Raw genomic sequence first — 14,311 nt, forward strand, 5'->3', positions numbered from 1 at the left:
TCACAACAGCTGTGACTCAGCGTTGTAGTTGGCGAGCCTGTAGCTGCTCAGCGAAGCGCCGGGTGCGGTGCCATCGCTGGAACAGCGCAGCAGCTCGATGATGACCAGCTGTCGGGCAGGTACCGGTCGTCGATGACGTTCTTCATGACGAGGGTGGGGTAGGTCAGGCGCTGGACTCCGGGCAGTCGGGCGAGCCGCTGGTCGTACAGCCCCTGGAACACGGCGCCAGGTCGGTGGTGGCAACCCACAGGAGGTAGTCGGGCTCGCCGAACAGGCGCTGCGCCTGAAACACGTTCGGGACGGCAGCCACGCCTTCTTCGAACGCGGTGACGGTGTCGGGGTCTCCCAGCGCAGGGTAGCGAAGACGAGCGTCTAGAAGTTCAGGCGGCGGCGATACTGCGGGCGTCAGGTGGCGGTGGGCCAGGACCGCAGCAGTGCGGCAGTCTGCGCAGCTGTGCAGGCGGGGTCGAGGAGCAGGTCCCGCAGGGCGATGGCGTCGTCGCGGGTGGGTTTGACGGGGATGCCGGCGGCCTCGAGGTACATGACGCCGGTCGCGGCAGCGACGGCCAGGTTGGAGCGCTCCAGCCAGCGGCACCGTCCCAGGGTGTGCACCAGGGCGGCCGCCTTGGTGTAAGGGCCGTCGTACACGGGCTGCCCGAACAGCTCGGCCCGGTGGCGCGCGACGGCCGAGACCGGGACGCCGTAGTCGTCCGGGGCGGGATCGCCCGCCCCGGCCACCTCGGCAACCTGAAGAATCCAGGGAACGTCGATGTGCAGATCCATCAGGCGGCACGCGCTGCCGAGGACCTCTGCCGCGCGTCCTCGGCCTCGTCGAAGACGCCCTGATGCTCGGCGAGGAACCGGGCAGCGGCGTCCACTGAACGGGCGCGCAGGCCGCTGGCGTCGTCCTGCACCAGGCGGGCCAGATAGTCCCCGATGCTCAAACCCAGGTCCGCGGCCCGCTTCCGCGCGAGTTCCGCGACCTCCTGATCCACGCGTGCGCCCAGCTGTGTCTTCGCCATACGCGCATGGTAACATGTGTTACCACTCTGTGGTGGTACGCCTACATAAGAGCAGCACAGGGACGTCGCCGGTCCACCCGCCATATGCCCGCGGCGAAGGTGATGCCCGTGGCCGCCCCTGACTGGCACGAACCCTCCCAGACGCGAGAGCAGCCTTCGAGGGTGCCGCTGGGGGCCGTCCACACGCCCGACGGACCCACCCCGCCGCGCCCCGCCCCCCAGGCCCGGACACGTGAGTACGTCGCCCGGCAGACAGCATCCGGCCGGACGAAGAAGGAGATCATCCGCCTGCTCAAGCGCGCGATCGCCCGGGAGATCCACCACTACCTGACAACGCCCGTCACCGTCCCCGACGTCGCGGACCTCAGAGGGCGTTCTGTGAGGTCTTCGTGAATAGAGGGGGTCACTGCCGGCTGACCGTGCGGGTCACGCCCGCGACGATCGTTGTCGCCAGGATCCAGCCGGTGATGATCAGGGCGTACGACAACCACTGGTGCCATCCGTCAGGGGCGAACGCTGACTCCTGGCCGAAGTTGACGACCGGCAGGAGCAGGTCGAGGGTGTAGAAGACGGGGTTGAAGTCAGGGGCCTCCTCCGCCTTGATGGGGCGTGGGTGGTCCAGGCCGTACGTGATCGATCCGATGGCCATGAGGGACAGCAGCCAGACAGCCGCGCGCAACGGGCGGAAGCCGTAGCCGACGGTGGCGTCCTGGACGAACCCCCACAGCCGTCCGTACCAGGTGAGCGTGGTGCGTCGGCGGCGCTGCTTGGCGAGTTGGACGAGCCGGGCCGCGTCGTCGTCACCGACGTGGCGGTAGGCCGCCATCAACTGCTCGTAGCCGTGCGGCTCATACCGGTCGCCGTCCCGCTCCAGCATCGGCAGGCGCCGCTCGGCGGGCTCGTGCGGCGCGAGTACGGTGTACGAGAGATTGCTGAGATACACCTGGTCCGGCAGCATCTCCGGTTCAAGGGTCAGGATCTCTATTTGAGAACGCCGTAGATTCAGGGCGCCCTCGATGCGATCGCCGCTGTGCAGCCAGAGTTCACCGATGACACAACTGCTCGCCCGCAGTGCCGTGTCGCCCGGATGCGACAGGTGGGCGTGGAGCAGGTCGAGACGGCCCGATATGCGCGAGCCTCGGAGTTCGACCCGGCCCTGCGCACGTACACACCGCGCCCGTACATGGGCTCCCACGTTGAGGTTCTGCGCGTCCAGCGCGGTGCCATCGGGCTTGTTGAATTCGGCGTCCTGAACGTTGATCCGCCCGGCGACGGAGGCGCCAGTGAGCCGCACCTGTCCGTGCGCGCGCATCTCTGGCGCCCACAAGTCGTCCCCGATCGCGGCCTGGTTGAGCTGCAGCACCGGCTCGGAGTCGTCCGGCGCCGTGAACTCCGCCCGCTCCATGAACAGCGCCCCGGAGATCTGCGCCCCGCCGAGCCGCACCGGCCCCTGCATACGGCAGTCCGTCATTCGCAGCACCCCCTCGACCTGCAAGGTCGCCGAGGCCAGGCCCGGCAGAACGGAGTTGCTCAGATTGAGTTGGCGCAGCTGGGCGCCGTACAGGTCGGGAACGCCGTCGAATTGGCAGTGGCTCAGCCGGATGGCGGCGTCGATCGTGGCGTACTTCAGGTCCAGTACGCCGGTGATCCGCGCCCCCGTGATCTTGAGCGCGGCGATCTCCCCGTCCTCCTGCGGAGCCTTGAGCAGCAGCGCCCGCAGCACACTCGCCCGTACGGTCCGCTCCGCGCCCCAGGTGTTGCCGAGCGCCGGATTCTCGTTCGCGGCGGCGCTGAAGTCCACGGACTCGCCTCGCGGAAAGGCCCGCCATATACGTACCTCGGCCGGCGTCAGATCGTTGGTCTCGCTCACGCCGGGACTCTGACGTGCTGCGTTCGGGCTGTCAACTGCCGTACGGAGCACGCCATGCTGTCCGACACCCTTCCACCCCGCCCTCCGCCCGGGCCTCGCCGAGCCCGGCCCCTACCTCATCGGCTGCGAGTCATTGACTCCTAGGTTTGCGGCTGCGAGGCGGGGCGAGTAGCCCCTGGCAGGGTGAAGAGACCGGGCTCGGGTTCGGTGAGGATGTCGCGGCTGACCAGGCGTTTCAGCTTGGCCCGAATACCTTCGACGTGACGGGGCTCCGTCCCGGTGCCCAGTGCCTGGCAGACGTCCTTCGCGCGGAGCGTGCCGTCGGCCCTTTCGAAGGCGGCCAGGATCTCGCGGTAGCGGGGCGGGAGCGGCTCGGCAGGGACGCCGTCCAACGGGTCGGCTCCTGAGCCGGATCCCCTCCGCTCAGGCGGACCACCTCACCCTTGACAGCCAATAGGAGCAGCAACACCGCGGCTTGGCGTCGGGCTCAGGCCGACTTCCCGGATTGAGGTGTCCAGAGGATGGCCGACCGCAATACGAAGATCGCCCAGATGCTCAAGCGCCAGATGGTCGGCCGCGTAGGCTTCGAACTCCTCCGCAAACGTGTCCTGTTGGCGTGACCGAGCGTCACCACACCATACGAACCGGACCAGATCCCGAAGATCAATTACAAAGCGACGAAGCATGAGTTCGGCGCGTCACTGATCACCGAGGGATGCCTGCCGGGCAAGGAACTCCTCGAACGCCGCCTTCTGCTTCGGATCCATGAAGCCTTGGCGGACATTGCGGGCCTTCTCCTGGAGCCAGTGCGCCTCGTCGGGGTCCAGGAGCTCGGCGACCACCACGCCCTTACGGGCAACCGCCGTGCGCCCTCCTACGCGACGACGAAAGAGCGTGAACGCGCCGAATTCCGCTGGGTGGGCCAGTTCCGGCTCCTCCGCCACAGCCCGGTTCTCTTCCCCGCCGCCACTCGTCGGGTAGGCGGTGGGGGCCCAGTGCTCCCAGAGCGCCAGCGTGGCCGCGGGCACCAGCACCGCGCGTTCCGCCTCTTCACGCCCCTCCCACATGAACGTGACAGTGACGGGCTCGCCGACAGCCTCGGCCAACCCAAGCACCCTCTCCACCTCATCGTTGATCGGGTAACCCACCACTACATCGATCTGAATGCCCATGGTGCCTGAGGCTATTGGCCGCTTCCGACATGCCGGTCCGAAGCTCCTGCGCCTCGTCGACCATGGCGCACCAGGTGGACCGTCCGAAACGGGTGGTCTCACCGGCTGAGCGCCTGTCCGAGGCACTGCGACGGAGAGCAACCGCTCCACACAATTTGGGCCAGAGCCGCGGTCTCTCGATGACAACGCGCCGAGCCGGACCGGGGCGTGGCAGGGTGGCGGCATGCTGATCCGAAGGGCCGATGCCGCGTTGGCGTCCGAAGGCTGTCCGCGCTGACGCGTCCGGGAAGCGCACCGGCCCTCCTACGAGACCGACGTCGGCACGTACGCTGCGATCATGGACGACGCCATGCTCACCGCCCGAGAACTGGTGAGGGACCGATTTCCCGCCGCCCGGGCGGCCTTCCTCGCCGGCAGCGTGCTGACCGACCGCCGGACGCCCACATCTGACCTGGACATCGTGGTCCTGTTGGACGGGCCGCCCGCGCCCTACCGAGAAAGCCTGGTGTACCGCAGCTGGCCCGTGGAGCTGTTCGTGCAAACCGAGGCCGTCTGGCGCAGCTTCGCCGACCAGGAGACCGCGAAGCGGAGTTCGTCGCTGCTCTCGATGTGTGCTGACGGCATGCTCCTGGTGGACACGGACGGGTTGGGCGCTTCGCTCCAGAGCGAGGCGCGAGAGCGTTGGGCCGCAGGCCCGCCGCCGCTCTCGGATCGCGAGCGTGACTACCAGCGGTACGTCCTGACCGACCTTCTCGACGACCTGCGTGGCTGCGCGGACCCTGCCGAGCGGGTGTACTTGGTCTCGCACATGCTGCAGCGTGCCTCGGAGCTGGTCCTGCAGGTCGGCGGGCACTGGCTCGGCGGAGGCAAGTGGTTGTCACGGCGGCTGGCTGCGGCCGACCCCAGGGTGCACCGCGCGTTGTCCGAAGCTGCCACGCAGGCGATCGCCGGAAATGCAAAGATCTTCGCCACGGTCGTGGCAGAGGTGCTGGACCAGGCCGGCGGCCCGCTATGGGACGGGTATGCCGTCCGATGAGCCGGTGGGGCGCGACCGCACCACCACATGGGGCATGACCGCGATCAGCCGGCTGAGGCCTGTTGTTCGGCTCGGGCGCGCGTGGTGGCGAGGCGGTCGTCCCCAGCCCCAGCCGCCCAGTAGTGCCGGGACCTGCAGCTCTCCCAGCAGTGCGACGGCGGCCTCGGCCTCCTCGTGGCGGGCACGACGACCCACCACGTTCATAGGCGGTCGGCATCGCTCAGGGCCTCGAGGGACCGGCGACTGAGCCCTTCCGGCCGACCGAGCCCACCGACGACGGCGGCACCGGAGACTGTCGGTGGGACCTGATAGCAATGCAGTCATGATCAGCAGTGACGACATAGGCATTCTTGCCCAGCAACTGACGAGCCGCTTCGTCGGCTTGCTCTGGAGCGAGACGGACATGCGCAAACTCATCGGCTGGCTCGGCTGGGAGTGGACCGGCGAACCCGGCGGCCCGGCGGGGGCCGTGACCGGGCTGCCGGGCGGGGACGCAGTGCTCGTCCCGGTCAAAGCCACCGAACGGGAGTGGGCGACGCTGGAGGAGTACCTGGAGCTCGTGGTGCCGTTGAGCCGGCCCGCACCGGAACCACGCGCGCAGGCCCAGGAGTTCCGGCGCGCGGCGGACGCGGTGCGCCAAGTGCTCGGGGACGCGACGTACGTCGGCAGTCACGGCAGCACCGGGCCGTACGGACGACGTGAGGCACGGCCCCTGTGGGGCTGCCCGTTCCTGCGCTGGCGCAAGGACCGGGTGACCCTGGAACTGCGGGCCGGGACGGATGGGCCGGAGCTCGTGCTGCAGCCCAGCGAGGCCTGGGAGACGTGGTACTCACTGGCCGGACGGGGTTTCATCGGCGTCCTGGAGGACTGCGGACAGCAGTTGCAGCACCCGCGGTGGGAGCTGGCCGGCGACTGGAACACCTTGCAGGTCTCGATCGGTGCATTCCTGCGGACGCTGCCCGCGGTCACGGTGGCGACCGGCATGTCCCAGAACCTGTCCCTGTACGGGCGGGTCGGCGACGCCTCACCCATCATGTTCGACATCGTCTGCGACGACCGCCTCTACCTCGGGTACTGCGAGTACATGGTCGAGGAAGCGGCGCGCGGCGACAACGCAGTCAAGCTCGGGTGGACCCGCCGGGAGTTGCTGCCGCCCGGGCACATCCACCCCGGAGACGACGGCGACATGCCCTGGCGCATCGACGCGGGCGGCCCCGGGGAAGTGCGGGCCTCGGAGATGTCTGCGCTGATCGTGCGCACGGCGCAGGCCGCTGGAGTCACCAAGGCCACCGACCTGATCATCGGCAGGGAGAGCGAGTACCGGCAGCCGTACTGGATCCACTTTGCGGAACTCGCGATGGCCACCGGCTGAGCCGACGGCTTCGAGGGTGGCAGTGCCGTCCCTTCGCTGTGATCCGCTTCCACGAACCCGGCGCCGCCGAGGCGAGGAATGCGGGTGCGTCACCGGCCTGTCCAGGAGCCGGCGTTGGCGCCGCTCCTGGGTAAGCTGCGTAGCTCAGTCACTTCGAGCACCAGGCGCCGGAGCTCGTCCGGTACGAGGGCGGCTCCGGCCTCCCACTGGACGGGCTGACGGACGTCGAAAGCCGTACCAGCGGGCGAAGGCCAGCCAGCGCGGGTTGTCGCTGACTGGCAAGCCTCAGGCCGGGGTGGGCAGGCCTGGTGCCGGTGGGCAAGCCTGGGGTGATGTGTCTGAGCTCCCGACAGACGGCAGCCTTTGTGAGGGTGACCTCTGCCGCTGGGGCACCGGCGATGGTCTTCCCGCCGGCGCCTTCGATCAGCTGCCAGGTGCCCGTGCCGGACAGCCGCCATCCTTCACCGAAGTCCCCGTCCTGCCCACCAAGGTCCCGGACCTCGGCGAGCCCGCCGCCCTCCAGGATCACCGAGGCGTCGTCCGGCCCATGCCGGCCGAGACATCGGTGACGCTCGGCAACGTGAGACAGAGAGCAACACACCCGCTTACCGTCATCACGAGAGACACGATGGTCCCCAACCAGGGGACCGCTTCGGCTGCTTCCTTACGCATACGCCCCGCCTGCAGAATGCAAAACACTCGAGCGACATTTGAACGCGTTCAGTCTGGCGAGGTGTGGGCAATGAGATCAGCGTGCCGCCCCGCCTGTCCGGGGGTCGCGATCAGCATGTTGGCCAGGCCGCCAACCACGGCGCCAAGTCACAGGCGCTGCTGTGACTGATTCCCAATCGTCGTATCGTGATCCATGAGGGTCGGCACCGCACGGGCCACCCGTTCTGGGATCAAGCAGTCGCAGTGGGGTTCGGGACGCCGAGCTCGCCTTCAAGGACGTGCCTCATGGTGATCCCTCTGTGCCAAGGCCAAGAGCGGCTCGGGCCGCCGCGAGACACTCTCGGGACTCGGCTATCCACTCTTCACCCATGTCGAGAGGCACCGATGTCGCGCCAGCCACGAGGCTAGGGTTGCCGCATGGCTCAGGGCTCCGTGGGTTCGGGTGGGTTCGTCGCGCGGCCGGACCAGGTTTCGCGGGGAGTCTTGGTCGCGGCGGTGCCGCGGTTCATGGTGGATGAGGCCGCTGCGGTTTGCGGGGTGGCCGAGCAACGCCGGGGCGGGAAGCTTCCTCCGCGCAACATCCCCCTCATCCCCCATTGATGGCCCGGAATCACGCCGCTGCACGCTGGGCCGACGACCCCTGTGAAGATACACAGCGGGAACCAGCAGTCCCCGTCCGGGAGCAATCGGCGAGCCGGCCCGTTCCCTGCGCCCACCTATACCATTACCTGCCGGACAGGCCCTGTTTCCCGTGCGCCGGAGGTCCATCGGCAGAAGCGGGCGAGGAATTCGAGGATCCCCTCAGCGGTCCTGGTCCATATGAACGGCTTGGGGTCTTCGTTCCAGTTCCGGACCCACTGCCGTTCGCAGCGGAGGCCAGGTCACCAGGTCCCCCGTGGCCAAGTGATCAACCTGAGATCAGCCAGATCGGGGGCCCTGTCCAGACACCGCAAGGTGACCTGTTTGCCACGTTGCCAGGGCGTCCAGCCGTGGTGACGCAATGCCTGGCGGATGACCGCAGCGACCAGCCCTGGTGCGATCACCACGCCGTGCTCAACCCATGTCGCCATTCGCTGCTCGTCCCCGTCGCCGCCCACCACGACGATCCTCAGACCGTCATCGCTGGGTGCGACCACCCAGCGATAGCGTTCTCCACCGACGGTGATCACCCGCGTGCCCTTTTTTGCTATGGCCATGCGGCACAACCTTTCACGGCTCGCTCGGCCGGAGAAGTCAATTTCGGTCCGACCGACAGTTCAACGCAGCGCTGACGCAAGACCGCCCATGAGGTCCCCTTGCTTCCGTTGTCTTTGTGGAGCTGGTCTTCTTCATCTGTCATGCCTCTGCTGTGGCCGTGATCACGGAGACCGATGAGCAGGTCCTGGCGGCGGGCGGGATGGGCTCTGACCTGGAGGACTCGGGGCCGGCTGGACCAACGGACTCGCCGACTTCTCGCGCCACCGGCCTCAACGGTCCTGGCGCCACCTGACCATGTAAGCGAGCCCTTCCACGTCGTACGGGTCCTCTGCGGGAGTCTTCCACTCGGCCACCAGCCGCCGCGCATCGGCAGGTGCCTCCCGCCGAGGCCCGAGCAACGCCTGCAGCTCGTCGTAGCGCCTGTCGACTCCACCGTAGCCAGGAAAGCCCGTCGTCGCGGTGCCCTCGACGACGCGCTTGTGCCAGTCGGCGGTTATCGCCGACTGCTCACGCTCCAGGGAGAGCGACGCTTCATCGATGGGCCACACAAGGTACTCGTCGTCGTGGGGGTCGTCGGGGTGCCCGTAGTGATGAATGGCCCTGAAGTAGTGCGGTGTCCCCTGGACATCGGCAATCCCCTCCCTGGGGCCGTCGTACCAGTCGTTCTCCACATGGACCCGCTCGAATCCCGCGCGTACCAACATGCTCCTCTCGGAGTTCTCTATCATCCGGGCAGCGTATGGAACTCCGGTTCGAGCTGCACGGCAATAACCGGTGGGTCAGATCTAGGCAGCGCCGTTTCAGTTGGGGCTGCTGGGCGGCTGAGCCACCCTCGAACTGCCAGCAGCGACATGGAGCTTGGGACGCGAACCGATACCCTGCACGTAGAAAGTGCCTCCCACCTGGACCCGACAGAAGCCCCTCGTCAGGGTTCATCGTTCCAGCTCAGAAAACACTTTCGCGATCCCGGCCAGCAACCGGTCTCACGCCAAGTGTAGGGTCGGGGGCTGGCGCGGTGGCGTAGTAGACCTGGGGCAGACCGGGAGCCTGGCTCCACGTCTTTCTGGAGTCGATGCCAGGCGCACGGACGGCGGGTCACCGCCCGTCCGAGGGCCCTGGCGGCTCACCGGGAGGAGCCCTCGTGATGCGTGCCGATGAGCGAGCGCAGCACGGGGACGGCAGAGCCGGCCGCAGTCAGCCCGGCGAGCACTGCGCCCGCGACGGGGCGCCGGTGAGCGCGGTCAGGCCGCCGCCCGCCACCAGCCCGGTGACGAGCGCGGCGAGCAGGACGACGGTGGTATGCAAGGACAGGAACGGCGGCTCCGGCCCGGAGCCGCCCACGGGACCGGAGTTCACCGGCGAGTTCGGGTTCATGCCCCCACCATTCCCCCTCACACCGTCCTGACCTGCACCGATCGAACAGTCCCGGCGCACCCCGATCAGAACCTGCGCACGAATGAACACTGCGAGTCAACTCGGTCCGCGTTCAGAGCAGTGACCGCCTCGATGAAATGGCCGCCGAGCTGCTCGGACAGCAGTGATGACCATTTCGTCGAGCTGTTGGTTGCGTGTGAAGCCGTCCATCTCCGGATCCAAGGCTTTGCGCAGCAGCCCGGTAAGCCTTCGAGGCCTGGCAGTGAGGAAAGGGGGCAGACGAGTCACACGCCCTCGAAAGGAGCCGCGCCCATGCTTGCTATAGCTGCGGCAGTGTTCTTCTTCATCGCCTTCCTGATCAACGCCGCCGAGATCGCGACCGACGAGGTCTTCTCCTCAAGAAACGTGATGCTGCTCGGCCTGGCACTCCTGGCCCTGCATGTCGCCGGGGATCGGAACCGCTTGGCGATCCGGCCGGGCCCGCCGACGCTGACAGCATCCCTCGAGGCGCACGGTGTGTCGTGACGGCGCGTCACTCCACCTCCCCAGGGTGCATGCGGGCATGCACCCGAAACCGTCTCACCCACTGCCGCAAGGCAGTCCACCAGAAACAGCATCACCGCAGCCCCACCCGTACGGCACAGGCCGCACCCCGTGGGGGGAGCCCCCCGGCCCCGGACGACGAAACGAACAGGAGCCCAGGATGACCTCGCCCATGACAGCCGCTGCGGACGTCTCGGCTGCCCCTGCATGGCTGCATGTGACCGTGATGGCCGTAGCTGTGCTCGTCCTCGTCCTCAGCCTGGCCAGGCGCAGCAACTAGCGCCTGTCGTACAGGACGCATCATCGACGCGAAGATCCGGGAATCTGGGAAGGACTGCTGCTCCCCCGATCTTGCGGTATCCCCATGCCTCATACGCCGCTTGGACCGCTCCATCGCCAGCCGTCGGGTTAACAAGCAAGGTCACGCGTTCCTCCTGCCGGTGTGACGGCCAGGCTTCGTGGAGCTGCCAGGCGACGTCGCTGCCGCGCCACGGCTTGCGGGCCACGATCTCGTTGAGCGCGACGGTCCCTCCTGCCGTCTTCGTTCATGTAGTCCTCGGGGAGCGGTTCGGTCATGGCCGACCATCATTTGGTGTCGGTTCCGAGCGGTACGCCGAAGCAGAAGCCCGCGGGCTCGCCGTTATCGTGGGCGATGACGGCCGACCAGTCGGGCCGGACGCGTATGCCGTCAGCCGCTCGTCGAAGCGTTCCACTCTGCACCGACCGCCTTCGCAGTCACTCGCGTAGAGCCGCCCCGCCGGCAAGCGCCGGCGGGGCGGAAGGCCTTCAGCGGATTCAGAGGACCGTGAGCTTGTACCGGCCCATGGAGCAGTAGCTGCAGTTGCTCCAGGTGTCGCCCCACTCGATGTCGACGAAGTCGATCCCGCCGCTCTTGCTGGCAGTGAAGGTGTACCAGGAGGAGCAGGAGCCGCCGGTGTCCTTGTAGGGACCGCGGATGACGTAGTTGGTGTTGTTGACGGTGGTGTCCGCGCCGGCCTTGTGGAAGTCGAGCTGGGCCTTCACACCCCGCCCGTTGGCCCAGGTGTCAGTCACACATGCCGATCCGCTCACGGATGTCCAGCGGCCCGAGGAGCGACCGCTCCAGTCGAGCCACACAAAGGTGGTGCCTGTGGTGCCGGTCGCCCCCGTTCCGGATGCGCCGTTGGTCCTGACCTGGCAGTAGGTGGTGTCGGGGTCGGTCTCCTGGCAGTACGAAGTGAACTGCGAGGCGGTGTTCTTGTGGAACCTTTCCCACGGCCCGATGGAGGTCGCGCGTGCCCGCATCAGGGCGTAGCGGTCGCTGGGGTAGCTGAGCTCCGCCGTCACATACCGACCGTTCGCCCACGAGCGCAGGGCGAAGTCGTCCCCACCCAGGTCGTGAAGTGTGAACTTTTCCCACTCGCCAATACCGGTGGCGCGCGCCCGCAGCGCGCCCGAGGTGCCGCCGCGCCAGCTAGCCTCTACGGAGACGTACCTCTGCTTGTCGATGGACCAGAGCGCGTACACCGAGCAGTTGGCATCGACAACGTCGAAGCGGAACTGCTCCCATGGGCCGCTGCTACTGCTCCCCGTACGGGCCCGCAGCACGCCGGGGGCATCGATGCGCGACTCGGCGGACACCAGCTGGCCGTTCGCCGCAGGCATGCTGAAGACCCCGTTCCCGGCGAAGCTGGTCGGGGTGTGGGCGCAGCGGTTGTCGGAGACGTGCGACAGCGCGGATGCACAAGTGACTTATAGATGCCGCGGTCCACGCCGTCGTCGACCTTGACCCACCGGTCGCCAAGGAGATCGGTGTTGTCATACACACCGCCACTTGAGCTGAGCGCGTCCGTCTCGGCCTTACACCCCTGGTCGGCCCGGAAGGCGTCCCAGTCCTCGTTGTCGGGGGTCTCCGAGCCCGGGGCCAAGTCGCTCTTCTGACTGAACGTGTTGGCTGCGTCCGTGCAGTCGGTCTTGCCGTCGCCGTTGCGGTCCGCAGGCATCCGCGACGAGGCCGACTCCAGGGAGACCTCGAGGTCGTCATTGCACCAGCTCCTGGCTGCCCTGACGACAGGACCCGAAGAGCCGCTGTTGATGACCTGTCCGCACCAGCCGGGCGGGAAGCATCCCTCGTCGGCGAATGCCGGTGACGAGTCGAGGCCGACCAGGACGGTGGCGAACAGCAGGATGCTCGCCAGCCGTGCAGTGAGTCCGCGCAGCGAGGAGTGTCTTCGGCGCTGGGATGGATTCGAAGGCGTGGCCCGGTTCTGCATGCGCGTGCTTCCTCCAAGAGGGAAGGGATCCGGAGCGGTAGGCCCGGTGGGTGGCGCAGTGGGCAGCTGAGAGTGGCGGCAGATCTGAAGCAGTGTCAATACGGTCGGCGGTGCACGAGCCTTGCTGGTCTTCCCCTGGCGGCCGATCGGCCGCCGCCGCCTCCGCCGAGGTGCAGGAAAGCGGGGAGCAAGGCGGACCGGAGATCCTGGGAGGGGCAGGCAGGGGCCGCGGCGGCGGCCCTGGTTCAGGTGAGGTCGCCGGTCTCCGGCAGCTCATGGAGCGCGTCGTCCCGGCGGCGGAAGGAGCAATGCCGTGGTGCCGCAAGTCCGACGCGGACATCTCGTCGCGGCCTGTGAACGGTCGCGTTGTCCTCCAGGCCGAAGTTCGTGAGCTTCCCCAGGGGTCCCGGAGCGCGGCTCCGCCAGGCACGACGCTCGCCCACCTTCCACGGGCCGGCGCCGAGTCTACGAACGGCGTGGATGCAGTCGATCGCACCCATAGCGAAGGCACCGAATGCGCTCCGGGCCAGGAGCGCGATCAGGCTCGTATGCTGAGGGCAGTGACACATCGGCTACGTATGAGGGCAGTTGGTCGGATTGATCACGGTGGAACGATGAGAGAGACACAGCGGGCACCCTTCCCTTCCACTGCCTGGTCCCACCGACATCGTCAGCCTGGGGAATAGGTGACGCTCTCGGCTACCACGAAAAGATCACCAACCACCTGCGCAAGGAGACCGGCGGAACGTGGAGCCGATACGCCGCCGGAGATCGCACACGGTCACCAGCAGTTCGGACTCCTCGGGGAACTCGCGGCAGTTGAGTGCGAGAGCCCGCCGGAGTCAGTGGATCCCGCTACCTAAGACGGACTTGACGGTCGAGCTGCCGATATCGTCGCGGACGTGATCTACAAGGGAACGGTTGGTTTCACTGAGGGCCCGCGTCGACTGCGCGACGTCAAAGACAGGCTCGCCGCTCTCACCCAACACCGCTATCCCGACGGGATCGAACGGATTCGCGCGCTGCTGGCATGGGCCGGGATTCCCGCCTGGGAATCCACCGGCGGCCTGAAGTGGCACGACATGGCGGTGCAACGCCAGCTCCTGGCCGAAGTTCCCGACCTCATTCTCGCCACGTTCGCCGCGCGGCCTTTGAGCCCGGTTCAGCTCGACGGGGCGGCCGAACTGTTCGGCTCCCTCGAATGGACCAAAGCACACGGCAGGCAGCTGCCCGAGCCGCTGAGGTCGATGCTGATCGGGCACATCCAAGCAGACGGCACCGACGCCATGAGGTTTCGGATGCGTCACGGCTACTACGGTGCCGAACGATCTGTCGGACAGCGCTCCGCGTGACGCCGACCGGGCCTTCACCGACACCTTCGTCGGCGTCCGAAGGCGCTCGCCGTGGAGGCGGTCAAGGCGTCCGACATGGTGCACCATGGGCTGTGGCGACGCCCGCCCGTACTTCCAAGGCAAGCGGTACCTTGACTGGAAGCGGACGACGCAGCCGGGCAGAGCGTGGAGGCCGTCCGCCCGATCCGCGACCGGACTTCTTGCGGTCCTCGGAGAGCGAAACGGTCAGGGCCTCGTAGCCTTCGACGGTCTCCTCCAGCTCCCGCTGCCGCTCGGGTGTCTCGGCCTCCATCGCGTGAATGTACTTCTGCAGCGACTCGCGCTCGGCGTCGGCCAGGGACTCGCCGACTTCGCGCAGCTGCCCGGCGAAGTGCGGCGGAGCCCACTCGGTCTCGCGGTCGTACAACTGGGCCTGGTGGCCGCGTTGGTCGTGGCGGGCTGGGCGGGTC

Annotated in this window: 14 protein-coding genes and 2 pseudogenes; 5 read left to right on the forward strand and 11 right to left on the reverse strand. The window is 67.7% G+C overall.

Annotated elements, in window-relative coordinates:
* Window positions 1-47: 47 nt before the first annotated feature.
* From OHS70_RS00425 to OHS70_RS00435, 3 genes and pseudogenes are all read right to left on the reverse strand, one after another.
* Window positions 48-369: pseudogene (locus OHS70_RS00425) on the reverse strand (Lrp/AsnC ligand binding domain-containing protein); the annotation flags it as partial.
* Window positions 370-405: 36 nt separating this feature from the next.
* On the reverse strand, window positions 406-783 hold the full coding sequence (locus OHS70_RS00430) for a fic family toxin-antitoxin system, toxin component (protein WP_328392412.1): 378 nt from the start codon (window positions 781-783) through the stop codon (window positions 406-408).
* On the reverse strand, window positions 783-1,022 hold the full coding sequence (locus OHS70_RS00435; RefSeq protein WP_328392415.1) for a hypothetical protein: 240 nt from the start codon (window positions 1,020-1,022) through the stop codon (window positions 783-785). The genes OHS70_RS00430 and OHS70_RS00435 overlap by 1 nt, the downstream gene beginning before the upstream one ends.
* Window positions 1,023-1,130: 108 nt before the next feature.
* Between OHS70_RS00435 and OHS70_RS00440 the strand changes: the two genes are divergently transcribed.
* Complete coding sequence (locus tag OHS70_RS00440; protein WP_328392417.1) at window positions 1,131-1,415, forward strand: hypothetical protein; 285 nt, start codon at window positions 1,131-1,133, stop codon at window positions 1,413-1,415.
* 10 nt (window positions 1,416-1,425) lie between these two features.
* On the opposite strand, the gene OHS70_RS00445 is transcribed toward OHS70_RS00440, so the two are convergent.
* The 3 genes from OHS70_RS00445 to OHS70_RS00455 form a co-directional block, all read right to left on the reverse strand.
* Complete coding sequence (locus OHS70_RS00445; RefSeq protein ID WP_328392419.1) at window positions 1,426-2,892, reverse strand: membrane-associated oxidoreductase; 1,467 nt, start codon at window positions 2,890-2,892, stop codon at window positions 1,426-1,428.
* A 140-nt stretch (window positions 2,893-3,032) separates the two neighbouring features.
* Window positions 3,033-3,284 carry a hypothetical protein gene (locus OHS70_RS00450; RefSeq protein ID WP_328392421.1) on the reverse strand — a complete coding sequence of 84 codons (252 nt, stop codon included), beginning with the start codon at window positions 3,282-3,284 and terminating at the stop codon, window positions 3,033-3,035.
* Between the two features lie 306 nt (window positions 3,285-3,590).
* Window positions 3,591-4,064: a hypothetical protein gene (locus OHS70_RS00455; RefSeq protein ID WP_328392423.1), complete on the reverse strand. Its 474-nt coding sequence runs from the start codon at window positions 4,062-4,064 to the stop codon at window positions 3,591-3,593.
* Between the two features lie 337 nt (window positions 4,065-4,401).
* Here OHS70_RS00455 and OHS70_RS00460 point away from each other — a divergent pair, with 337 nt between their 5' ends.
* Together OHS70_RS00460 and OHS70_RS00465 are read left to right on the forward strand one after the other, a co-directional pair.
* A complete protein-coding gene (locus OHS70_RS00460; protein ID WP_328392425.1) occupies window positions 4,402-5,100 on the forward strand; it encodes a nucleotidyltransferase domain-containing protein in 699 nt (232 codons plus the stop codon).
* A gap of 322 nt (window positions 5,101-5,422) precedes the next feature.
* Window positions 5,423-6,472, forward strand: a complete 1,050-nt coding sequence (locus OHS70_RS00465) for a hypothetical protein (protein WP_328392427.1) — start codon at window positions 5,423-5,425, stop codon at window positions 6,470-6,472.
* A 1,553-nt stretch (window positions 6,473-8,025) separates the two neighbouring features.
* On the opposite strand, the gene OHS70_RS00470 is transcribed toward OHS70_RS00465, so the two are convergent.
* The 3 genes from OHS70_RS00470 to OHS70_RS00480 all read right to left on the reverse strand — a co-directional run bounded on the left by OHS70_RS00470 (window position 8,026) and on the right by OHS70_RS00480 (window position 9,715).
* Window positions 8,026-8,340, reverse strand: coding sequence for a hypothetical protein (locus OHS70_RS00470; RefSeq protein ID WP_328392429.1), 315 nt, complete (start codon window positions 8,338-8,340; stop codon window positions 8,026-8,028).
* Between the two features lie 270 nt (window positions 8,341-8,610).
* Window positions 8,611-9,069 carry a hypothetical protein gene (locus tag OHS70_RS00475; protein WP_328392431.1) on the reverse strand — a complete coding sequence of 153 codons (459 nt, stop codon included), beginning with the start codon at window positions 9,067-9,069 and terminating at the stop codon, window positions 8,611-8,613.
* 466 nt (window positions 9,070-9,535) lie between these two features.
* Entirely contained in the window at window positions 9,536-9,715 is a 180-nt protein-coding gene (locus OHS70_RS00480; RefSeq protein ID WP_328392433.1) for a hypothetical protein, read from the reverse strand.
* A 312-nt stretch (window positions 9,716-10,027) separates the two neighbouring features.
* On the opposite strand from OHS70_RS00480, the pseudogene OHS70_RS00485 reads away from it, so the two are divergent.
* A pseudogene (locus OHS70_RS00485) lies at window positions 10,028-10,208 on the forward strand (hypothetical protein).
* A gap of 845 nt (window positions 10,209-11,053) precedes the next feature.
* Here OHS70_RS00485 and OHS70_RS00490 read toward each other — a convergent pair.
* Window positions 11,054-11,902 (reverse strand): fascin domain-containing protein, encoded by an 849-nt coding sequence (locus OHS70_RS00490; protein ID WP_328392435.1) that lies wholly within the window; start codon window positions 11,900-11,902, stop codon window positions 11,054-11,056.
* A 1,510-nt stretch (window positions 11,903-13,412) separates the two neighbouring features.
* Between OHS70_RS00490 and OHS70_RS00495 the strand changes: the two genes are divergently transcribed.
* The gene (locus tag OHS70_RS00495; protein ID WP_328392437.1) at window positions 13,413-13,862 is read left to right on the forward strand and encodes a hypothetical protein; all 450 of its coding nucleotides are present in this window, start codon (window positions 13,413-13,415) and stop codon (window positions 13,860-13,862) included.
* Between the two features lie 61 nt (window positions 13,863-13,923).
* Here OHS70_RS00495 and OHS70_RS38935 read toward each other — a convergent pair whose 3' ends face one another.
* On the reverse strand, window positions 13,924-14,268 hold the full coding sequence (locus OHS70_RS38935; RefSeq protein WP_443062540.1) for a hypothetical protein: 345 nt from the start codon (window positions 14,266-14,268) through the stop codon (window positions 13,924-13,926).
* Window positions 14,269-14,311 lie beyond the last annotated feature (43 nt).

Origin of the sequence: Streptomyces sp. NBC_00390 (assembly GCF_036057275.1) — a bacterium.
Lineage (GTDB): Bacteria > Actinomycetota > Actinomycetes > Streptomycetales > Streptomycetaceae > Streptomyces.